The organism is Periweissella ghanensis (assembly GCF_918814755.1).
Lineage (GTDB): Bacteria > Bacillota > Bacilli > Lactobacillales > Lactobacillaceae > Periweissella > Periweissella ghanensis.
In genome coordinates, this window is sequence record NZ_CAKKNT010000018.1 from 1 (window position 1) to 21248 (window position 21248).

General features: G+C 41.8%; 20 protein-coding genes. 19 read left to right on the plus strand and 1 reads right to left on the minus strand.

The features are described from left to right. Positions 1–117: 117 nt before the first annotated feature. The gene (locus tag LQZ76_RS06620; RefSeq protein WP_230098963.1) at positions 118–1074 is read right to left on the minus strand and encodes a nucleoside hydrolase; all 957 of its coding nucleotides are present in this window, start codon (positions 1072–1074) and stop codon (positions 118–120) included. 244 nt (positions 1075–1318) lie between these two features. Between LQZ76_RS06620 and LQZ76_RS06625 the strand changes: the two genes are divergently transcribed. The 19 genes from LQZ76_RS06625 (at position 1319) to LQZ76_RS06715 (ending at position 21246) form a co-directional block, all read left to right on the plus strand. After that, complete coding sequence (locus tag LQZ76_RS06625) at positions 1319–2326, plus strand: NAD(P)/FAD-dependent oxidoreductase (RefSeq protein WP_230098964.1); 1008 nt, start codon at positions 1319–1321, stop codon at positions 2324–2326. Between the two features lie 11 nt (positions 2327–2337). Beyond that, on the plus strand, positions 2338–2622 hold the full coding sequence (locus tag LQZ76_RS06630) for a DUF7671 family protein (protein WP_230098965.1): 285 nt from the start codon (positions 2338–2340) through the stop codon (positions 2620–2622). A gap of 413 nt (positions 2623–3035) precedes the next feature. Then, positions 3036–4688, plus strand: a complete 1653-nt coding sequence (locus tag LQZ76_RS06635; RefSeq protein ID WP_230098966.1) for an SEC10/PgrA surface exclusion domain-containing protein — start codon at positions 3036–3038, stop codon at positions 4686–4688. A gap of 438 nt (positions 4689–5126) precedes the next feature. Then, positions 5127–6050 (plus strand): phosphate/phosphite/phosphonate ABC transporter substrate-binding protein, encoded by a 924-nt coding sequence (locus tag LQZ76_RS06640; protein ID WP_230098967.1) that lies wholly within the window; start codon positions 5127–5129, stop codon positions 6048–6050. Between the two features lie 159 nt (positions 6051–6209). Next, on the plus strand, positions 6210–6986 hold the full coding sequence (phnC, locus tag LQZ76_RS06645; protein ID WP_230098968.1) for a phosphonate ABC transporter ATP-binding protein: 777 nt from the start codon (positions 6210–6212) through the stop codon (positions 6984–6986). A 1-nt stretch (position 6987) separates the two neighbouring features. Beyond that, a complete protein-coding gene (phnE, locus tag LQZ76_RS06650; RefSeq protein WP_230098969.1) occupies positions 6988–7776 on the plus strand; it encodes a phosphonate ABC transporter, permease protein PhnE in 789 nt (262 codons plus the stop codon). Beyond that, complete coding sequence (gene phnE / locus LQZ76_RS06655; protein WP_230098970.1) at positions 7776–8567, plus strand: phosphonate ABC transporter, permease protein PhnE; 792 nt, start codon at positions 7776–7778, stop codon at positions 8565–8567. The genes phnE (LQZ76_RS06650) and phnE (LQZ76_RS06655) overlap by 1 nt, the downstream gene beginning before the upstream one ends. A 29-nt stretch (positions 8568–8596) precedes the next feature. Then, complete coding sequence (locus LQZ76_RS06660; protein ID WP_230098971.1) at positions 8597–10162, plus strand: bifunctional metallophosphatase/5'-nucleotidase; 1566 nt, start codon at positions 8597–8599, stop codon at positions 10160–10162. Positions 10163–10682: 520 nt separating this feature from the next. Then, positions 10683–11039 (plus strand): hypothetical protein, encoded by a 357-nt coding sequence (locus tag LQZ76_RS06665; protein ID WP_230098972.1) that lies wholly within the window; start codon positions 10683–10685, stop codon positions 11037–11039. A 29-nt stretch (positions 11040–11068) separates the two neighbouring features. Beyond that, positions 11069–11581, plus strand: a complete 513-nt coding sequence (locus tag LQZ76_RS06670; RefSeq protein WP_230098973.1) for a helix-turn-helix domain-containing protein — start codon at positions 11069–11071, stop codon at positions 11579–11581. A 13-nt stretch (positions 11582–11594) separates the two neighbouring features. Then, positions 11595–12008, plus strand: coding sequence for a protein-export chaperone SecB (locus LQZ76_RS06675; RefSeq protein ID WP_230098974.1), 414 nt, complete (start codon positions 11595–11597; stop codon positions 12006–12008). Between the two features lie 455 nt (positions 12009–12463). Next, on the plus strand, positions 12464–12877 hold the full coding sequence (locus LQZ76_RS06680) for a MarR family winged helix-turn-helix transcriptional regulator (protein WP_230098975.1): 414 nt from the start codon (positions 12464–12466) through the stop codon (positions 12875–12877). Between the two features lie 440 nt (positions 12878–13317). Then, positions 13318–15009, plus strand: coding sequence for an acetolactate synthase AlsS (alsS, locus tag LQZ76_RS06685; protein ID WP_230098976.1), 1692 nt, complete (start codon positions 13318–13320; stop codon positions 15007–15009). A gap of 142 nt (positions 15010–15151) precedes the next feature. Beyond that, entirely contained in the window at positions 15152–16267 is a 1116-nt protein-coding gene (locus LQZ76_RS06690; protein WP_230098977.1) for a VanZ family protein, read from the plus strand. A 138-nt stretch (positions 16268–16405) separates the two neighbouring features. Continuing rightward, positions 16406–17848, plus strand: a complete 1443-nt coding sequence (locus LQZ76_RS06695) for an MDR family MFS transporter (RefSeq protein ID WP_230098978.1) — start codon at positions 16406–16408, stop codon at positions 17846–17848. A gap of 14 nt (positions 17849–17862) precedes the next feature. Further along, complete coding sequence (locus tag LQZ76_RS06700) at positions 17863–18360, plus strand: aminoacyl-tRNA deacylase (RefSeq protein ID WP_230098979.1); 498 nt, start codon at positions 17863–17865, stop codon at positions 18358–18360. Between the two features lie 13 nt (positions 18361–18373). After that, complete coding sequence (locus LQZ76_RS06705; protein ID WP_230098980.1) at positions 18374–19048, plus strand: HD domain-containing protein; 675 nt, start codon at positions 18374–18376, stop codon at positions 19046–19048. Between the two features lie 153 nt (positions 19049–19201). After that, the gene (locus LQZ76_RS06710) at positions 19202–19930 is read left to right on the plus strand and encodes a GntR family transcriptional regulator (RefSeq protein ID WP_230098981.1); all 729 of its coding nucleotides are present in this window, start codon (positions 19202–19204) and stop codon (positions 19928–19930) included. 437 nt (positions 19931–20367) lie between these two features. Further along, positions 20368–21246, plus strand: a complete 879-nt coding sequence (locus LQZ76_RS06715) for an ROK family protein (protein WP_230098982.1) — start codon at positions 20368–20370, stop codon at positions 21244–21246. Positions 21247–21248 lie beyond the last annotated feature (2 nt).

Sequence of the window (21248 nt, forward strand, 5' to 3'; positions counted from 1 at the left end):
GGTTGCACCCGATGCTTTTTTCTTTTGATTATATCTAAAAGGGCCACTAAATGAAATTTAAAATTTCATTTAGTGGCCCTTTTTTTATAGGGTTATGTCACAACCCCTTTTGCTATCTTATTTAGCGAATAAACCGTTTAATAATTCCATGAAGTACACAAGGTAGGCATCAGCATCAACACCAACCGCGGCTTTCATGTTTGTAGTAGGGTCATTAAGGCGGTCTTTGTCACCGATTGTGCGACCGTAATCAACGTCGTCGTACGTAACTTGCATGTTCAAGTCAATCGTGTTAACAAATGAAGGGTTAATTGATACCCCAACGGCCAATGGATCGTGCAAGGCACACCCGTTTTTATCAATGTCTAAGTTGTAGTACGCATCGATGTAGAAATCAACGATATCCGCAAAGACCCGACCAGCTTCAGTGCCAAGGTCACGCCATTGTTGCGTTTCTTTCTTAGTAAGCAATGTCCGTAAAGTAACGTCCAAACCAACCATCGTCATTTGAGCTGGTGAGCGGAAAACGCGGTCAGCCGCTTCAGGGTCTTGGTGGATGTTAGCTTCAGTAAATGGAGTAACGTTACCAGGAACGGTCAAAGCACCACCCATGAAAGTAATGTTACCAATCAAGTTAGCAACTTCAGGGTCCTTGGCGATGGCAGCATCCAAGTTAGTCATTGGACCAGTTGGAATCAAAATCAAGTCATCGTTGTACTTGTGGGCGGCTTCAATTAAGAAATCAACCCCAGATTGGCTTTCGATAGGGCGCTTAGCAACTGGTAATTCAACTTCACCAATCCCGTTTTTACCGTGGATAAGTTGTGAGATTTCCATTACTTCAAAGCTATCCGTTGTACTTGAGTGACCTTCACCCAAGAACACTGGCACGTCAGTTTGACCAAGTAATTCCAATAACTTCAATGAGTTTTCACCTGATGTTTCTACCAAGCAGTTACCGTAAGAACTGATAATTCCGATCAAATCAACAGCTGGGTCAGCAATGGCGTAGGCTAAAGCTAACGCATCATCAATCCCTGTGTCTAAATCCAAAATCATTTTCTTTTGCGCCATGTGTAATCTCCATTTCAAATGCTGTGCACGTGTTATTATTTATAAAAGCTATTATCCTAATGATACCGAACAAAAAGGGAATTTTCAATTAGTAGGATGCGGAAAAACCGAATACCAAGCAATTAAGATAATTTAAATATTAGTAATTAAATTAAACTACCGGGCAAAAGTCGGGAACCAGGTGTCGTGCGGGTGAAAATAGCGTAAAATAGAAGGCATCAAGTTTTAAACGGAGGAAAATAAGATGCAAGACGTTGACGTAACGATTGTGGGCGGTGGTCCAGTCGGGATATTTGCCGCGTACTATGCGCGCTTACGGGATTTAAATGTCCGCGTGGTCGAAAGCTTAGCCACTTTGGGTGGGCAAATCAGTGCTTTGTACCCGCAAAAGCAGATTTTGGACGTCGCGGGCTTCCCTAATATTGCTGGAGATGCCTTAGTCCAACAATTAAAGGCCCAAGCCGACCAACTAGCCCCCGAAGTTGTGTTGGGGACGGTGGTTGAAGATGTCCAAGCACTAGCCGATGGGGGCTTTCAAGTTATCACGAGTGCTGGGAGCTTCAAATCAGGTGCCGTGATTATCGCAACCGGGGGTGGTAACTTTACACCGCGGACCTTACCATTGCCCAATGTTAGTGCTAGCCTGGCCGCCCATTTGCACTATTTTGTTGGTGATGGCCAGCAATTTGTCGATAAGCGCGTCTTAGTGGCGGGTGGGGGTGATTCGGCGATTGATTCGGCCCTACATTTGGTCGATTTAGCCCAGGCAGTTCACTTGATGCACCGCCGCCCAACTTTTCGAGCCCTTGAGCATAGCGTCAACCAATTAATGGCTAGTGAAGTTGCGTTGGAAACCCCGTTTTTGATTGAAGACATTACCGAATTAGCCAATGGTAGCTTGGCGGTAACGATGGCAGAAGTGATGGGCGATGCGACTAAAGTGATTGAAGTGGATGAAGTCTTAGTGAGTTATGGTTTTATTGCGGAAAATAGCACGATGCAACACTGGCAAGTACAACCCGAGCGCACGCAGCATGGAATTAGCGTTGATCAAACGTTGCAGACCAATATCCCCGGTTTATTTGCGATTGGGGATGCCGCGACTTATGCGGGCCGTACTGAATTGTTGAGTACGGGTTTTGGTGAAGCACCGTTAGCGGTTAATGCCGCCATCCGCTTTTTGGACCCTAATAAACGTGGTCCGATTCATTCGAGTTCGTTGCATATTGAAAATGGCCAGATAACTAAATAGGAGTAAGCAAGATGGGTAAAAGTGATAAATATTTTGTTGAGAAGTATCTAGGGGTACCGGTGGATCAAAATGCGAATGGCCAGTATGTCATTCGCGAAGGTGCCAACCCAAGTTACTGGCGAATTGGCAAGCACACTAAAGGTAAGTTCACGGCACCCGGCCAAATTTTCCTGACTGAAAAGAATATCCCCATTGCGATTGTCCAGGCCGAACCGTTGGCGTTTAAGGACCGGCATGAGGTGGTGGCGTTGCAGAGGTTTACGGGAGAGAGCGTGAGCCCGGCCGGGAAACAATGAGCACTACTGACACTCAGCAAAAGATACGGTCTTGGTATCTTAGCTGAGTGACGGTAGGCGGAGTTGTTTGGCTGGGCGAACGCGTTTAGGCTCTACTGCCTTGGTGCGTATATGCCTAGGTGTGCTGCCACTTGTCACGCGTTTAGGCATATACGCACCAATGAAAATTTTTCTTATTATTTGTATAAATAAAATTCATGTATAATTAACTTTAAATTAAAAAACCTAAAAAGTTTGTCACTTATTTGAGTGATAAGCCTTTTTTTTTGCAAAAAACTGCCGATATAAGTAAGTGAAACGACTTGAAAAGGAGATCGTTTCAGAAATTAGTAAATCGCGAGTTGTATTTTATAAGTTTTTCTAAGCATAGTCGTATAATCTAAATTAAATAAAGTTAATTGAGGGGAGACAATATGAAGAAGAATTTGAATGTAACTTTAATTTCGGTAAGTGTTTTGGCAATGTTATTGGTAGGGGCCGGTACAATTAACGAGGTTCATGCCAGCACAGCACCACAAGCAAACACAACCAAAGTAAGCCAAAATGGGGCATCAGCAGATACTTTGAGTGCGCTACAACAACAAATTAAGACGACGTATTCACAACAGTGGTCGGCATGGAATGCGCTTAACAATGCGCAAAAAGGTAGTATTGCGGGGGGCAATATTACAACGGATACCGCTAATGCCGCTGATATTACGGCGGTCCTTAATCAAGGATTACAAGCGATGCAAGCCGCCCTTAACAACGACTGGAACGGGGCGAACTTAGCTCGTGATGCTGCTAATCACGCCCAAAGTGTAACCGATGCGGCCAAAAAAAAGTTGGCCACGTTAACTAGCCAAGTAAGTGGGACGACGGCCACGATTACTAATAGCCAACAAGTTGTTAAGCAACTCCAAGCTTACCAAGCGGCCCAAGTGAACGCCAAAATTTACGCCAATCCTGACGTGAACGAGAATAATAAAAGTGTGATTAACATTCCAGCTGACTTTACCAATGATTTGGTGCGTGCTAAAAAGCATGCCGCCATTGATAAGCTCGGGAATGTGGCGTATCACGAAAACCATTTCATTTCTTCCGCGGCCGATGCCCAAATTGACAATCTCGATGTTAATCATTTAACGCCAGCGGTCCAACTCCAATTAGCACAATTTGCGGCGGGCTTAATCAATAATATCCGCCAACAAATGGGCAATCCAGCCGTGACGATTACGCCAGGGGCCATTGATTTTGCCAATAAAATTGCTCAAGGTTACAACGCCGACAATTGGGATTTATTCAATGACGGCTGGCACGATATTCCCCGCATTAGTTTAAGTGCCTATGATTTTGGCTTACTTCAAGGGGATAACTTCTATGAAAATTTAGCGGAAGGCTTTATCAAAGTGACGCCGCGCCAATCTTTAGACGATATTAAACGCGGAATTTACAACTCAATTGCCGCCATGATGTTCACTGATGGCAGTGCTAATTATGGCCACACTATCAGTATTGCTGGTATTGGTAGCAAAACAACCCAATACTTTGGGATTTCCTTTGATAAATTTAGTCAAGATCACTTGATTTTTGTTAACCCAGCACAAATTTTAATTCCCGGTAAATTTGACACCACGCCCCTAGCCACGGCTGGTGTCGATGCAGCCACTATCAGTGATCAAGCCCAACAACAGCTCAAGGACGCCCAAGCCCAATTACAAAAATTAGGCGTTACGGTGGCCGCTGATAATGTTAGTGACCAACTCCAAACGGCGCAAAACCAATTAAGCCAAGCGATGCAAGCCCAAAACGCCCTTAAGTTACAAACAAATGGCGTCCACACTTTGCAAGCAATCCAAGCTAATTTAAACAACTTGGTGAAGGTCTGGGGCTATGGGTTACAAAGTAATCAAAGTTTCTTGACGGGTTCCAAAAAATTCTTGCAAGATTATTTAACAATTTATACAACAGCTGGTAATAATGCTGTTTATGATGAAGATGCCGCCCAAGCTAAATTTACGCAAGCATACGACAAGCTCTATGCTCAAGAAAAACAAATGTTAATGTATAAATTAGCCAATAAGTAGTTGTTGATGTTAAAAATATTTGGTAAATGTTACAACGTGTAACTAACACATTAATAACAAAATTATAAACATAAAAGCGTACGCTCAAAATTATTGGACGTACGCTTTTTTTATTAGACATATTATACGGTATATTTTATAGCTTAATACATTTAAAGAGAGTTCAAACAAAAAACGTGAAAAAGCGAACAAAAGCGTGTTGTTTTTGTATCAATGTAAAGTTCTTGTAAAAGCAGTTAAAATCGTTGACCAATCTTGACAAAAGCGGTGTTTTTGCATTTTTAAGTCGTAAAAGTGATGAATTTGGCGATTATGGCGTTTAATGTTCGTAAATAGCGATGCGGTTTTTAGAAAAATATTGCGAAAATCCGAATCCTGATTTATTCTTAAATTGTTCAATATCTTAACTTTTTAATTTTTCTTTAAAGGAGAAAACTGATGCGTAATTTTAAACGCGGTTTAGCACTCGTAATGGGTGTAGCAGCATTGTTCACGCTTGCTGCATGTGGTAAGACTTCTGATACAACTAAGAGCGGTGACTTAAAGTCATTAACTGTTCAATTTGTTCCATCTTCTAACGCTGACACAATCCAAGCAAAGGCAAAGCCGCTTGGTAAGTTGTTGAGTAAAGAATTAGGAATTCCAGTTAACGTTTCTGTTTCTACTGACTACAACACAATTGTTGAAGCCATGGGATCAAAGAAAGTTGATATGGGCTTCTTGCCACCTGCACCATACACAATTGCTCACAAGAAATACGGCGTTAATGTAATCTTACAATCACAACGTTTCGGCGTGCAAAAGAACAACACTGGTTTGCCAACTACACAATTGGTAAACAGTTACGCATCAGACATCATTGTTCGTAAAGACAGTGGTATCAAGAGCATCAAGGACTTGAAGGGTAAGAAGATTGCCGTTCAAGACGTAACTTCAGATGCTGGTTACATCTTCCCAATGGTTGAATTAGACCACAAGGGAATCAAGCCTTCAGATTACACTACTGTAACTGTTAAGGGTCACGACCAAGGTGTCCTTGCTGTTGAAAACAAGAATGCTGATGCAGCCTTTGTCTTTGACGATGCTCGTAACTTGGTTAAGAAGGATGTGCCTTCAATCTTCAAGGATACTGAAGTATTGTACCAAACAACACCAATTCCTAACGATACGATCGCGCTTCGTTCAGGTATCAATGCTAAGTGGCAAAAGAAGATCACTGAAGCAATGGAAGCTATTGAAAAGACACCAAATGGTGCTGCAATCTTGAAGGATGTGTACTCATGGAATGGAGTTACACCATCTAAAGATTCAAACTTTGATATCGTTCGTAAATACGAATCAGAAGCTAACAAGTTAAACTAAGCAATTTCTAGAAGACCGTGATAGGGGTGGAAATTCACCTTTATCCGGTCTTTTAGTGCCATGAAACCACTTTGTTTGATGGCACTAAAAGGCTGTGGTGCCGAAAACTTACTATAAAATGCCAAGAGCTGACGCTAAGCGAAGAACGGAGATGCAAGCATGCAAGAAGGTACACCAATTATTGAATTTAAAGACGTCAATAAAGTTTATCCCAATGGAACTGTGGGACTTGATAACATTAACTTAACGATTAACCAAGGTGAATTTGTAGTCATTGTTGGTTTATCAGGAGCCGGTAAGAGTACGTTATTACGGGCTGCTAACCGCTTGCATGATGTCTCAAGTGGGGAAATTTTGATTGATGGTCAATCAATTGTGACGGCTAAAGGTAAGCAATTACGTGAAGTTCGCCGTAACATTGCGATGATTTTCCAAAACTTCAATTTGGTTAAACGCTCAACGGTTGAAAAGAATATTTTAAACGGGCGTGTCGGTTACTACCCAACTTGGAAGACGATTTTTGGTCTATTTTCAGCGGCTGACAAGCAACAAGCCGCAGCTAACTTACAACGGGTTAACTTAGGTGAAAAACTTTACTCACGGGCGGATGAATTATCTGGTGGGCAACAACAACGGGTCGCCATTGCGCGGGCGTTGATGCAAGAACCTAAAATTATGTTAGCTGATGAACCCATTGCTTCCCTCGATCCGCGGACTACAATGATGGTCATGGATGACTTGAAGAAGTTAAATGAAGAGCTTGGGATTACTGTTATTGTCAACTTGCACAGTGTTAGCTTAGCCAAGCAATATGCATCCCGCGTGGTTGGTTTACGCGCTGGTAAATTAGTTTACGATAAGCAAATTGCTGATGTTCAAGATGGTGACTTTGACGAAATTTACGATGGTAAAGACCAAGAAGTAAAGGGGGCCTAAGATGAACACCATTCCCAAAAAATCTTTTGTCCAAAAGTGGCATGTGAAAGCGATTATCTGGACTGTGATTATCTTAGCTTTGTTTATCGCCTCATGTGTGATGACCGGGGTTGATGTCGGGGCGTTCCTGACGGGCTTTAACCAATTCATGCAAATTTTCTATGAAATGTTAAAACCAGATTGGTCATACGTACCATTCACCATTCAACCAATCATTCAAACAATTCAAATGGCGTTGATTGGAACCTTGATTGGTTCCATCGTGGCCGTGCCGTTTTCAGTTTTAGCGGCCCGTAACATTGTGACCAATACGCTTGTCCGCGGGGTGATTCGCTTTATTTTGAACTTAGTGCGGACATTGCCAGACTTGATGTTAGCCGCCATTTTCGTGGCCGTGGTCGGAATTGGTCCGATGGCTGGGGTGCTTACGTTAGCCATCTTTAGTTTTGGGATGATCTCAAAATTATTCTATGAAGCGATTGAAACCATTGATATGGGACCAATTGAAGCATTGACAGCAGCTGGGGCAACTAAAACGCAAGTCGTTTGGTTTGCGGTGTTACCACAAGTTTACAACCACTTCTTAAGTTACTTCTTGTACACTTTTGAAATTAACGTTCGGGCATCAACGATTCTCGGATACCTTGGTGCCGGTGGGATTGGGGAACTTCTCCAACGCTCATTGGGACAATTCCGTTACGACCGGACTGCGATTGTGGTCATTGGAACCTTTATCGTCGTGGTCGTTGTTGATACCTTAAGTAACCAATTACGGGAGCGTTTACAATAATGACAATTAAAAAAACATTTTGGCAAAAATATGAAGCCTGGATCTGGGCCGCAGTTTTTGTACTAATCTACATTTGGGCCTTTTCTGGGATTCCAGTAACTGGAATTCAAGCCGTGGCCGGTGAAGTGACTAAATCAATCTTGAATGGTTTATTCCACCCCGACTTTAGTTATGTCTACACCGGGGATGGTGAAGATTTAGTTTCCTTATTACTCCAAACGTTAGCGATTGCCTTTGCCGGAACATTGGCCTCAGCGATCTTTAGTATTCCATTTGCCTTTTGGGCAGCGCGGACTAAAAAAGGTGGTCTACACGTTACTTCAAGTACCGGTAAATTATTCTTAACGATTGTGCGGACCTTCCCAGAAATCGTGATGGCAATTATGTTCATCAAAGCCGTTGGTCCAGGACCATTTGCTGGGGTTTTAGCGGTATCATTTCACTCAATCGGGATGCTTGGTAAATTATTTGCCGAAGCAGTTGAAGAAATTGACCGTCGCCCAGCTGAAGCGATTATCGCAGCTGGGGGCACGCAATTTGATGTGTTAGTTCACGCAACCATTCCGGCGGTCATTCCTGAATTCATTTCATTGACGTTATACCGATTTGAAATTGCGGTCCGTTCAGCTTCAATCCTTGGTTTGGTTGGAGCTGGTGGAATCGGGGCACCCTTGATTTTTGCTATCGGAACCCGTTGGTGGCCACGAGTTGCCATCATTTTACTTGGAATTATCGTCATGGTGACGGTAATTGACTTCCTTTCAGGATATCTTCGTAAAAAGCTCGTTTAAAAATTAATTTGAGATAAAAGGGGAAATCCATGAAAATTATCTTATTATCAACTAGTGATGTGCATGGTTACTTTATGCCCACCAACTTTGCTAGTCGTGACACCGTGACTGACTTTGGGTTGGCCCGTGCGGCGACCGTCATGGCTGATATTAAAACGCATGCGGCGGCGGATGATTTTGTGATTATGATTGAAAATGGTGACTTTATTCAAGGTTCACCATTGACGAACTACATTGCCAAATTTGACCGTGAAGCAGCGACAATCTATGATCAAGTTGCTAAGCAAACCGGCTATGATGTCCGGGTGCTTGGGAATCATGAATTTAATTATGGGATTCAATATATTAAAGATGCCATTCCTGCGAATAGCAATATTTTGAATGCCAATATTTTAGCCGAAGATGACCAACCATTTATTGGTAAACCATACACAATCCTTGAACATAACGGGGTTAAGGTTGGGATTTTGGGGTTAACCACCGACTACATTCCCCACTGGGAAAAACCTGGTAACATTGAAGGTTTGAAGTTTGAAAATATCGTTGAAACAGCTAAACGTTATGTGCCGATTTTACGCCAAGAAGCCGATATTGTTGTGGTGGCCTATCATGGTGGTTTTGAGGCTGATTTAAAAACAGGGGCCCCAGATGGAATGCAAACCGGTGAAAATGCTGGGTATCAATTGTTAAAAGAAGTTGATGGGATTGATGCCTTAGTATCTGGTCACCAACACCGTTCAATTGCTCAAATCGTCAAAGGTACGCCGGTAACCCAACCAGGCTACCGTGGGGATCAAGTTGGTGCGATTACATTAGAGTTGGATGATGACTTACAAATCACGAAACAATCAGCGCAATTGATTTGCACCCGCGGCTTTAAAATTGACGAAGGGATTGCCAACTTAGCGGTGCCATTAACTACTAAGCTTGAAGACTGGTTAGATTCACCAATCGGCCATGTTAAAGGCGACATGACAGTTAAAAATCCGTTGAGTGAACGTGCTCACGGCAGTGCATACTTGGCCTTCATTAACAAAGTCCAAATGGAAGCAGTCGGCACGGATATTGCCGGGACCGCGTTATTTAATGATGATGTCCCAGGCTTTAATCCGGAAGTGACGATGCGTGATATTGTGACGAGTTATATCTTCCCCAACACGGTCGTTGCTGAAAAGATTACGGGTGCGGATATGAAAGCTGCCTTGGAACGCAATGCGTCATACTTTACGGTTGAAGACGGCGAATTAAAAGTTAGTCCGAAGTTCTTAACGCCCAAAGTTGAACACTACAATTACGATTATTGGAGTGGGATTGATTACAGCTTTGACTTGAGTAAACCAGTTGGTCAACGGCTTGATTCCTTACGCTATCACGGTGTTGATGTCGCTGATACTGATGAATTAGTCGTGGCGGTTAACCAATACCGAGCCGTTTCGGGTGGGGATTATATGATGTTTGATGCATCTAAGATCGTCAATGAAAACCCGGCCGACATTACCGACTTAATCGCGGATTACTTTGCGGCACATGATGAGGTTGAGGCGAAGGTACCGAATAATTTGCGGACGAGTGGATATAGCTTTATGAAGATGTAGAGTGCGCCAAGTGGCGGTAAGCGCCGTAGCATACTAGCAAGCCACGATTGATGAGCACGCTCATCAATTAGTGGTCTTGCGTATATGCTTAGGCACTTGCCACTTGAAGCACGTTTAAACTCCCGTTGCCTAGAAAGTTAGGCGGAAGGGGTTGCTTGGGCGAACGCGTTTAGGCTCTGCTGCTTAGGCACTTGCCACTTGAAGCACGTTTAAACTCCCGCTGCCTAGAAAGTTAGGCGGAAGGGGTTGCTTGGGCGAACGCGTTTAGGCTCTGCAGCCTAGTTGCTTGGGCGAACGCGTTTAGACTCTGTTGCCATTGCGTATATGCCTAGTTGCTTGAGCGAACGCGTTTAGGCTCTGCCGCCAGCACTACACACATACTCACAAAAAAACAGCCAAAACTTGGCTGTTTTTTATTTACGCAAAATTTTAGATAAATATATTTAGGTGAGATATATTTGTATCTCTTGAAATACAGATATGTTAATATTAATGCACGGATAGTATAAGGGAGTTTTAAATGGAAATTTCTATCGCAACTCAAGCAGAGATTGAACTAATTATTGAAACTATCAAGACTAAGCGACAAAATTGGCGCTTAAGTACACGGCAAAAAAATTTACAAGCACTTATTATGTTGGGAATAGATCAAGATTTAGCGTTAGATGAAATTTATTATAAACTGCAGTGGCGTGACTATGTAAGTGGCCCAGAAAATGATAATCATGTACCACCAATTGCTGGCGATGTTTGGGTATTTGGAATGATTATTAGTGAGCAAATATGTTATTTAAAGTTTCAAAATAAGTCTAGTGGTATCATTATGTGGATTTCCGTGCATCCAGCAGATTATCCATTAAACTTTCCTTACCAATAGACTAGTTCAGTAATATGAAGAGGTTAAAAATGAGTATCAAGAAAGAATTTTATAATCCTGAATATGAAACAACGGCAATATATGAGGAAGTTTGGCAGCCGGAACTTTTAACTGTAAAAGATGAAGAAAATTTATTGGTTATGAGTCATTATTGGCAAGATAGTGATGGTGAATTATGGGGTGATTTTGAAAATCCGATGGAAAACGTTAAGCGGGCATTTAATGAATATCGCAAGCGAAAAGGATATATGTTACCAAATCAAATCAGAAATTTACGCAATGAATTAGGATTTTCTGTGCGTGAATTTGCTGATAAAATTGGTATCGCACCCTCATCGTTGACTCAGATTGAAAATAATCAACGAGTTCAAACGAAATATCAGGATTTAATATTTCAATTAATTGCAGATAAAAAGGGTGAAAAGAAACAAACTCTGGAAAAAATTTTAGTAAACCCAATGCTTCCTAAATTAACGATAAACACAGAGTATAAACTTAAAAGTAATATTTATCATACTAAATTAGTGAAGATGGTGAATTAGGAGGTATAAGTGGATGAGCATTTTAAATTTTCAAGGATATACCGTGAAACAAATGGAATATCTTAGTAACGAAAATTTTAATAAAAATCAGCAAAGTGTCACGTTAGAACCAAGATTGCAGTCTGACATTAAGATTGAAGGTACTAATATTGAAATTACATTATCCGTAAAGGTGGGTTCGGTAGAAGATAATCTTTCGCCATTTTTTGTGAGTTGTACGGTTGAAGGAATATTTGTGTATCAGCCAAGTGAAGACGATACGGCAATGGGGATTGATAACTTTGCGCATAATAATGCCGTGGCCATCTTGTATCCGTATGTACGCACGATTATTACATCATTAACAGTTAATTCAAATGAGTTTCCTGCATATATTATGCCAACGATTAATATAAGTGAATTATTACAAATGGAACAAAATAAGTAGAAAAAACAGCCAAAACTTGGCTGTTTTTTTATTTACGCAAAATAGTTGCGTGCCGCCTCGCTATACTATAGAAACAAATTCAAATTCCGAGGATACTTAACATGGTAACTTATTACGAACATTTAGTGCTATTAGCCTTTATTATTACAACGATTTTATATAGTCTTTGCTGGTATCTATGGCATAAATATATGCCGCCAATGATGGCATTTCTAAGTGCACACGAAGAAGAAATTTGGCGTTTTTTTGAATAAGCATGTTACGAGCCCACACGTAACCATTGTCCGCCCGCTACCTGACTGCATCCACCAAAATTTGGCTGGGTGTTTTTTATTTTAACGGTGCTAAACCGATTTCTTTATCGCACCAAGGCATGGGAAGTGCTAGAATAAAAAAGATTATTCGTAAAGAATATTAAGTACAGATAGCATAAATAAACGATCGAGGAGTTAGCTATGGCGCCAAAAAATAATCTGGCCACAATCTTTTTTGCATATCAGGAATTTGCGGAAGTCGCCGATTTTGCGGCTTTCAATTTAAATAAAAATCAACACCGGATTTTATTTTTAGCGGAATTAGTACCTGATTTAACGATTAAACAATTGCTTGAAACGCTACGAATCTCGAAACAAGCTTTCAACGTATTATTTCGTAATCTGGCTGAACGTGATTTAGTGTATTTAACGCCTGATCCAAAGGATAAACGCAGCAAAGTGATTAATTTGACGCCCGCTGGCATGGCTATGATTACCGAAATTAACCGCGGCCAAGCCGAAATAATTGATTGTATTTTGGCGGAAAATGATGGTGATTGGGGCCCCGCATTAAAGCAGTTAGCCAGCATGTATCTCACCCATATGCAAGAATAAAAAGGTATACTTAGGGTAGTGAGATAAAAGGCGTTTAGATAACGAATAAAGCTAGCAAAACGCCAGTGAAATTAACAATTTCATGGGCGTTTTGTGTATTTTATGAGCTTAGCTTCTTGTTTAAACTCCCTTTGTTTTCAAAACGGGGCCAGCAAACAACTAGCTCTCGGTTACTGGCGTGCTCTACCAAAACGCGCTCCAGCACCCAGCCAGTTGCGCCTAACTAACAATGTTTAGTCACCTAGACCGTGACTACAACCTTGTTGCGTTAGTGCTCACTAGCTCCCAGGTACTGTCGCACTCTTTTGCCAATAATTAAGAAAGTTTTAAGAGAAAGGTCAATCAAGTTGACTTATCTCAAATTTGGGCTTAAGATACGTGTAGATTAATAATAAATTTAGAACAGTACTTTTAAAAGTGTTCGCGGAGGAACTATAGTTATGTCAGATACACAACGTTATGGTGCCGACATTGTTGCCGACAGCCTTGTAAACCACGGAGTTGACCTTGTTTTTGGGATTCCTGGTGCCAAAATTGACCGTTTATTTGAACGGCTTGAACACCCTAAAGCCGGTGAAAAATCACCTAAATTAGTGGTTGTACGTCACGAACAAAGTGCGGCCTTCATGGCCCAAGCTTTTGCGCGGATTACTGGTAAGACTGGGGCAATGATTGCTACTTCAGGTCCTGGGGTTGGTAACTTAGCCACTGGTTTGATGACTGCCAATGCTGAAGGGGATGCAGTGATTGCAATCGGTGGTCAAGTGCCACGTAAGGACTTATACCGTTTGACACACCAAAGCACACCATCTGCCCAATTATTTGCTCCAATCACACGTTTTAGTGCTGAAATTCAAGATGAAAAGAACATTTCAGAAATCATGAGCAATGCTTTTGCAGCGGCTAATGGTGACAAACACGGGGCCGCTTTCGTTAGTCTTCCACAAGATATCGATGACGCCCCAGTTGACTTTGAAGCTCTACCAGTCGCAGCTCCAGCTCGGATGGGTGCAGCCGCAACTGAAGATATTGCTTCACTTGCACAACGCATTAAGGACGCGAAGTTACCAGTTATCTTAGTTGGTCAACGTGGTTCCGATGATGCGACTGTGGCTGCTTTACACAGCTTGTTGCACAAATTTGCCTTGCCAGTTGTGGAAACTTTCCAAGGAGCCGGTGTGATCTCACGTGACCTTGTTGACCAATCATTCTTTGGTCGGATTGGTTTATTCCGTAACCAAACTGGTGATAAGTTACTTCACCAAAGTGATTTAGTAATTACTTTAGGTTACGATGCCATCGAATACGAACCACGTAACTGGAACAAGGAAGGTCACTTGAACATTGTGACCGTTGATACGGCCGTTGCCCAAATCGACAATAACTACTTGCCACAAATGCAATTGATCGGTGACATGGCGGCTACTTTGAAGGCCTTAGAAACTGAACTTGCTGGTTACGAAGTGCCTGCTTCAGCGCTTGAAACGCTTAAGGGTCTTAAAGCTGAATTAGAAGCTGCCCAAGAACCAACTTTTGAACCAACTGACAGCTCATTAAGCCACCCAATTGCGATTGTTAAAGCCATCCAAGACCACGTTACTGATGACATGACAGTTTCAACTGATATTGGTTCACACTACATCTGGATGGCCCGCCACTTCCGTTCATACGTACCTCGTCACTTCTTGATTAGTAACGGTATGCAAACACTTGGGGTTGGTCTTCCATGGGCGATGACTGCAGCCATGGTTCGTCCAAATGCTAAGTCAGTTTCTGTTTCTGGTGATGGTGGTTTCTTCTTCTCAGGTGCTGAACTCTCAACTGCGGTTGAATTAGGTTTAGACACAGTTTCAATCGTCTTTAACGATAAAGCTCGTTACAACATGGTTGAATTCCAAGAAGAAAACAAATACAACGGTGAATCAGCCGGGGTTCAATTTGCGCCAATCGACGTTGTTAAGTTTGCTGAAAGTTGTGGTGCCAAGGGTCTTCGCGTTGAATCAGCTGATCAATTGAATGCGGTTTTAGACGAAGCCTTTGCTACTAAGGGACCTGTTGTTGTTGACGTACCGGTTGACTACTCACACAACAATGAATTAGCTTCACAAATCATTAACTCACAACTTGGTTAATTAAAAATGGCCGCAGCGTGGATGACTACGCGCGCCGAGCTAAAGCGCTTGCTTGATGAATTTCGAGTGAGCGCTTTTTGTGTGGCCATAGTCTTAATTATGCTAGAATTAAACTAAATTCACATAATTCGGGGGATGTTATATGAGTGCATATACCGGGCCAATTTTAACGGCGGTATTTCTATTTCCAATCTTAGCGGCCTTGGCGGTGGTGCCATATTCAGTGCTTCAATACCGCCGCTTTGGCGCGATTTCTAAGTTCAAAGTGCTGGTGTTATTTAGTTTTAGCTTCTATCTATTGTGTGCGTATTTTTTGATTATCCTACCGTTACCATCGCGCGAAGCCGTCGCCCATCTGACGACTCCACGGTATAACTTAGTTCCGTTCACCGCGCTACGGGAATTTTTACATCAAACGGTTTTACGAATCGATAATCCGCACACGTATTTACCAGCAGTAATGCAAAATGTTTTTTTACAGCAATTTTTTAACCTCTTGTTGACGTTGCCGTTTGGGGTGTATTTACGCTATATTTGGAAACGCAAATGGTATCAAGTGGTCATCGCGACGTTTGGTCTGTCGTTATTCTTTGAATTAACCCAATTGAGCGGCTTGTATTTCATTTACCCACGGCCATACCGGCTGTTTGATGTCGATGACTTGATTTTAAATACAAGTGGGGGGCTACTTGGTTTTTGGGTAGCACCACTATTTACTAAGTTCGTGCCATCAATTGCGGAATTGAATGCGGATGCCTTAGCGAACCGCTTTGAAGTCGGTTTTTGGCGGCGTTTAATGGGTCTAGTTGTTGATATGGTGATTTTTAATGCGGCGTTACGGTTGTTAAATTGGTGGCTGCCGGTAATTTCTTTGACTAACTATTGGTACTATTTATTGGGGGTATTAGTTTACTTTGTCATCATCCCAGCCATCTGGCGCGGGCAAACGATTGGTAAACACCTTGTGCAAATTCGGATTGTTAATCAAAATGATCAACCGGCTAATTTCTGGCGCTTACTTGTCCGCCAAGGCTTATTGTTTGGTCTGGTGATTGGCAATTGGAATTATTTATTGCCGCAAATTGCGCAGGGATTTAGTACCGCTGATACCCAACACCTAAACGCCTATATGACCGTATTGGCACTTGCGGCGATGTTTACGTTAATCTGTCTAGGCAATATTGGTTTAGTCTTTTTCAATCGCCAGATTCCGATGTTTTATGATCGGATTGCGGGGACCCATGAAGCAGGACATTAATAGAATGGCAAACAGGCTGGCGTATTTACGTCAGCCTGTTTTTGATATGCTTAATCATTAAAAACTATTTAACGGGGTTTATCTTTTGATAACATAAGACTATATTTATTATAAGTATACAAAAAATGGAGGAACTATATGGTAGCAGAAATTGATGAGCGTAATAGTGTTGGCCCAAGTCGGGCATCACGGCAAATTTTAGGGATTTTAATGTTAGGGACGTTTATTGGGTTTTTGAATCAAACGTTGATGAATACCGCGTTACCAAGTATTATGGCGGATTTTCATATTACAGCCGCCCTAGGGCAATGGCTGACTAACGGCTATATGTTAGTTAACGGGGTCATGGTACCGCTAACGGCTTTTTTAATTCAACGGTTTACGACGCGTCAATTATATTTATCGGCGCTCACAATTTTTGGGATTGGCACGTTGATTGCCGGCTTGGCCCCCAACTACCCGGTTTTAATTACTGGGCGGATGATTCAAGCGATGGGGGGCGGGATTTTTGGCCCGTTGATGAATGTCGTTATTGTGAAATTATTTAGTGTTGAGCATCGCGGTCGGGCAATGGGTATTATTGGGTTAGCGCTTAACTTTGCCCCCACACTCGGCCCCACGGTGTCAGGGTGGATTGTGACCTATACTAATTGGCGGAATTTATTTTTCATGGTCGCCCCATTAATTTTCTTAGATTTAGCGTTTGCATTTTTCAAATTACATAATATTGGTGAACAAAAGTTTTTAAAATTCGACTTTCTCGGTGTAGTTCTGTCGAGTCTTGGCCTTGGTTCACTGTTAGTTGGGTTTTCAAATGCAGGGACTGGTGATTGGGGTTCATTTGATGTGTGGGGGTATGTCCTAATTGGGATGGTGATTACCGGGTTATTTGTTTACCAACAAACGCACGCCAAGTTACGCTTAGTTAACTTTAATGTCCTCAAATACCGCCAATTTAACGTCGCCATCGTAATTAATGTTGTTTTGATGATTGCTTTATATGGCGGCGCAATTTTGCTACCATTATATATGCAAGTGGTGATGGGGCGCTCTGCCTTTGAATCGGGCTTAGTTTTATTACCCGGTTCGTTAATTACAGCACTCCTTTCACCCGTCAGTGGGGCGTTATATGATAAATATGGCGCACGGAATTTAACGTTAGTTGGCTTATTAATTAACACCGTCGGCACGATTATGCTCGGGTTGCTGAACTTACATAGTAGCTTGTTGTACATTATGGTATGGCAAGTTGTCCGCCAAGTGGGGTTAGTTATTGTGACAATGCCAATTCAAACTGAAGCCTTCAGTGCGCTGCCATTACATTTAATTGCTGATGGTTCCGCCATGTTTACCACGATTCGCCAACTGGCTGCTTCGTTTGGGACGGCCGCTTTGGTGACAATCATGTCATTAGTTGCGAGTCAGGCTGCCCATGGTGGTGTGGTGACCCCGAGTCATCAACTTGTGGGGATTCAAGTGACGTATTTTGTTGCGACGGCCTTAGTATTAATTGCGGCTGGATTGACGCGATTATTAAAAGTCGATGGCCACTATCATGCCCCAAATGATCACTTTGCATAGAATGGAGAAAAGTTATGGCTAAAAAAACCAAAATTAAAAAAACACTCGCCGAACAAATGCTTGATAAGGCCAAAATCAATTATGAGACGTTGGTCTTTGCGACCCATGATGATAATGGGGTCGCCCGTTTTGAACATGGTGACATTGATGAACACCAAATTTATAAAACATTGGCCTTAATTGGTAACGCGACTGGCCCAGTGGTGGGCTGTGTACCGCTAGATGTGCATTTATCCGAAAAGAAACTCGCCCAAGCATCTGGCAATAAAAAAGTCGAAATGATTCCGCTCAAAGATTTGGTTAAAACGACCGGCTACGTGCACGGGGCCAATAATCCGGTCGGCATTTGGCAAACGAAGCACTTCCCAATTTTTATTGACCAAGTGGCGTTAGAAATGGGTGAAATTATTGTTTCAGGTGGTGAATTGGGTCGCTCAATTAAAGTTGATGCCCAACAACTCGCTGAATTTACACATGCGCAATTTGTTGATTTAACTCGCCACGAAGAATAAGAGGAATGATTAGATGGAAATGATTAACGGATGTGGCAATAACTACAGTACGATTGCAGCCTTTGCGGCCAATGTCCTCAAACATGATACTACTGGCCACGATTTTAGCCATATTAAACGGGTCGTGCAAAATGCCGGCCGAATTTTGGAAACGGAACCAATGGCGGATCAATTTATTGTTCTAGCGGCGACGTACTTACATGATACGTATGATGATAAATTATTTGCTGACCCCGCGGCCGCCAAAGCCAAAGTTATTAAATTTTTGACGAGTATCAATGTTGCGCCGGCTGACCAACAGGCAATTTTTACGATTATTGATAACATGAGTTGGTCAAAGTCCTTAACGGGCACGGCAAAACCACTCGATATTAATGGCCAAATTGTCCAAGATGCCGACCGCTTAGATGCGATTGGGGCGATTGCGATTGCCCGCGTGTTTGTTTACGGGGGCCATACTGGTAGTAAAATGTATGATCCGACAATTGCGCCGCGCACGAGCATGACTAAGGAAGCGTACCGTAATCAAGACGAAAGTACGATGATTAACCATTTTTATGAGAAGTTATTGCTGCTAGTTGATCATTTGAATACGGCATATGCTAAGCAAATTGGTCAACAGCGCCAAGAAATTATGCTAAACTATCTGCGTGATTTTAAACGCGAATGGGATGGTTTGGATTTGTAAAGATGTAACGTGCTTGTTTAAAATTGGTAGCTTCAATGAAAAAATTGGTTATCATTTTAAATAACAGTGGTCAGACCAATTTATTTAGACTATAATATTTTATGGAAGTAAATGTTAAGTTACGAGTAATAACCGAAGTGAAAGGAAACCTTCATGGCTGACGTGATCTATATGCAGGTGTTGCATGATTTGAAAAAACGCATTTATAGTAATGAATTTCCTGACAAGAAATTACCCGATGAACGCTCATTAGCTGAGAGTTACGGGGTGAGCCGCTCATCAATTAAGCGGGCCCTGAATATCTTAGCCGGGCAAGGAATTATTTTTAAAAAGCGTGGTTCAGGCACATTTGTTAATCCGCTCTATTTAAAAAATCAACCCATTTTTCATAATGAAGGTTCAAACCTTGGGGTAACGGATAGTTATCAGATTGACGGCCGCGCGCCATCAATTGAATTACTTAATTTTCAAGTAATTCCAGCGGATGAAGACTTACAACAAGCTTTGTTTTTATCACCCGGTGACTTTGTCTATCAATTACAACGGTTACGCCGCTTAGATGGTGAACCGTTTATGATTGAAAATGGCTTTATTCCGATTAAGGTCTTACCAGAATTGGGGATGGATAATGTAACGAACTCGATTTTTAACTTTGTCGAAGATACGAAGAAAAAATCGGTTACGAAATCATTTATGTCTGTCATGGCGGAACCATCAACCGAACGCGATCGTCAATTGCTCGGATTGTCGGCAACTGAACCAGTCGGTGTCATGGAAGGAATCTTTTTTCTAGATGATGGGACGCCGTTTGAAGTCTCAACGATGCGCTTACACTACAAATATATGAAGTATAATGCCTTTGTGAGCTTGGATTCAGAATAGTATTAAGCTACGTAATTAAATACATAACAGCTGCTAAATGATTATTTAGCAGCTGTTTTTTTGATATGCAAAGGACTAATGCAGTTAGATAGTTTATTATTAAAAATATTAATAATAAACCAGGTAAAAAAAGGGCAATGTCGTGCTTTTTTTCGATAAAATATTTTTTTTAGCTAATTTTGGCGGTCGTTTTTGATTAAATAGGCCGTTTTTTAATTGTAAAAAGTCATTTTTGTTAAAGATAAATGTTGATTTAAAGCTGTTTTATCATTATTTTTAGCGCTTAGTGAGCGACGACATTTAATTGTACTAACGATTTACTTATGTAATAATATATTTTTATCAAGAGAAAGCGTTTACATTTCGATGATTAGGCCTTACAATTTATTTTGTTAATGAAACATTAAAAAAATGATGGTTTGCAGGAGGACAGGATTTTGATTTTAGGAAGTATTGAAGCAGGTGGGACTAAATTTGTATGTGCGGTTGGTAATGAAGATTACCGGACCCAAGAAATGACGAGCTTTCCAACCACAACCCCAGAAGAAACATTAGCTCAATGTGTGACTTTCTTTGCCAAGTTTCCTGATTTAAAGGCAATTGCAATCTCATCATTTGGGCCAATTGAACTCCGGAAAAATTCACCTAAATATGGTTACATTACCAACACACCTAAGCCAGGTTGGGCCGACACGAACTTTGTTGGTTACATCCAAGAACATCTCAATAACGTGCCAGTTTACTGGACAACTGATGTGAATGGTTCTGCTTACGGTGAATATGTGATGTCAACGTTAGCTAATGAAAAAATTGATTCATTAGTTTACTACACAATCGGAACCGGAGTTGGGGCCGGAATCGTCATCAACGGCCACTTTGTTGGTGAAACTGGTCACTCTGAAATGGGTCACGTAAATGTTAAGCGCCACCCGGATGACCTTAACTTTGATGGTATTTGCCCATTCCACGGTGACTGTTTGGAAGGCCTTGTTGCCGGTCCAACTTTTGATGCCCGTCTTGGCAAGCCTGGCCGCGAAGTACCTTTGGACGATCCAACTTGGGACATCATGGCTTACTACATCGCTCAAGCAGCGCTCCAAACAACTTTGACATTACGTCCAGGTAAGATTGTCTTTGGTGGTGGGGTTGTTAGCGAAGCCTTCTTGGATAAAATTCGTGACCAATTTGCTAAGTTAATGAACGGGTATGTTGAAGTCGGTGACTTAAAACGGTACCTTGTGATGCCGGCCTTGAAGTCAAACGGTTCAGCCACATTTGGTGACTATGCCTTAGCCCTTAAAGAATATCAGGAGTAAGT

Bases quoted from the DNA above. Each gene is read 5' to 3' on its own strand.
- LQZ76_RS06620 (WP_230098963.1), bottom strand. From the start codon at position 1,074: ATGGCGCAAAAGAAAATGATTTTGGATTTAGACACAGGGATTGATGAT.
- LQZ76_RS06625 (WP_230098964.1), top strand. From the start codon at position 1,319: ATGCAAGACGTTGACGTAACGATTGTGGGCGGTGGTCCAGTCGGGATA.
- LQZ76_RS06630 (WP_230098965.1), top strand. From the start codon at position 2,338: ATGGGTAAAAGTGATAAATATTTTGTTGAGAAGTATCTAGGGGTACCG.
- LQZ76_RS06635 (WP_230098966.1), top strand. From the start codon at position 3,036: ATGAAGAAGAATTTGAATGTAACTTTAATTTCGGTAAGTGTTTTGGCA.
- LQZ76_RS06640 (WP_230098967.1), top strand. From the start codon at position 5,127: ATGCGTAATTTTAAACGCGGTTTAGCACTCGTAATGGGTGTAGCAGCA.
- phnC (WP_230098968.1), top strand. From the start codon at position 6,210: ATGCAAGAAGGTACACCAATTATTGAATTTAAAGACGTCAATAAAGTT.
- phnE (WP_230098969.1), top strand. From the start codon at position 6,988: ATGAACACCATTCCCAAAAAATCTTTTGTCCAAAAGTGGCATGTGAAA.
- phnE (WP_230098970.1), top strand. From the start codon at position 7,776: ATGACAATTAAAAAAACATTTTGGCAAAAATATGAAGCCTGGATCTGG.
- LQZ76_RS06660 (WP_230098971.1), top strand. From the start codon at position 8,597: ATGAAAATTATCTTATTATCAACTAGTGATGTGCATGGTTACTTTATG.
- LQZ76_RS06665 (WP_230098972.1), top strand. From the start codon at position 10,683: ATGGAAATTTCTATCGCAACTCAAGCAGAGATTGAACTAATTATTGAA.
- LQZ76_RS06670 (WP_230098973.1), top strand. From the start codon at position 11,069: ATGAGTATCAAGAAAGAATTTTATAATCCTGAATATGAAACAACGGCA.
- LQZ76_RS06675 (WP_230098974.1), top strand. From the start codon at position 11,595: ATGAGCATTTTAAATTTTCAAGGATATACCGTGAAACAAATGGAATAT.
- LQZ76_RS06680 (WP_230098975.1), top strand. From the start codon at position 12,464: ATGGCGCCAAAAAATAATCTGGCCACAATCTTTTTTGCATATCAGGAA.
- alsS (WP_230098976.1), top strand. From the start codon at position 13,318: ATGTCAGATACACAACGTTATGGTGCCGACATTGTTGCCGACAGCCTT.
- LQZ76_RS06690 (WP_230098977.1), top strand. From the start codon at position 15,152: ATGAGTGCATATACCGGGCCAATTTTAACGGCGGTATTTCTATTTCCA.
- LQZ76_RS06695 (WP_230098978.1), top strand. From the start codon at position 16,406: ATGGTAGCAGAAATTGATGAGCGTAATAGTGTTGGCCCAAGTCGGGCA.
- LQZ76_RS06700 (WP_230098979.1), top strand. From the start codon at position 17,863: ATGGCTAAAAAAACCAAAATTAAAAAAACACTCGCCGAACAAATGCTT.
- LQZ76_RS06705 (WP_230098980.1), top strand. From the start codon at position 18,374: ATGGAAATGATTAACGGATGTGGCAATAACTACAGTACGATTGCAGCC.
- LQZ76_RS06710 (WP_230098981.1), top strand. From the start codon at position 19,202: ATGGCTGACGTGATCTATATGCAGGTGTTGCATGATTTGAAAAAACGC.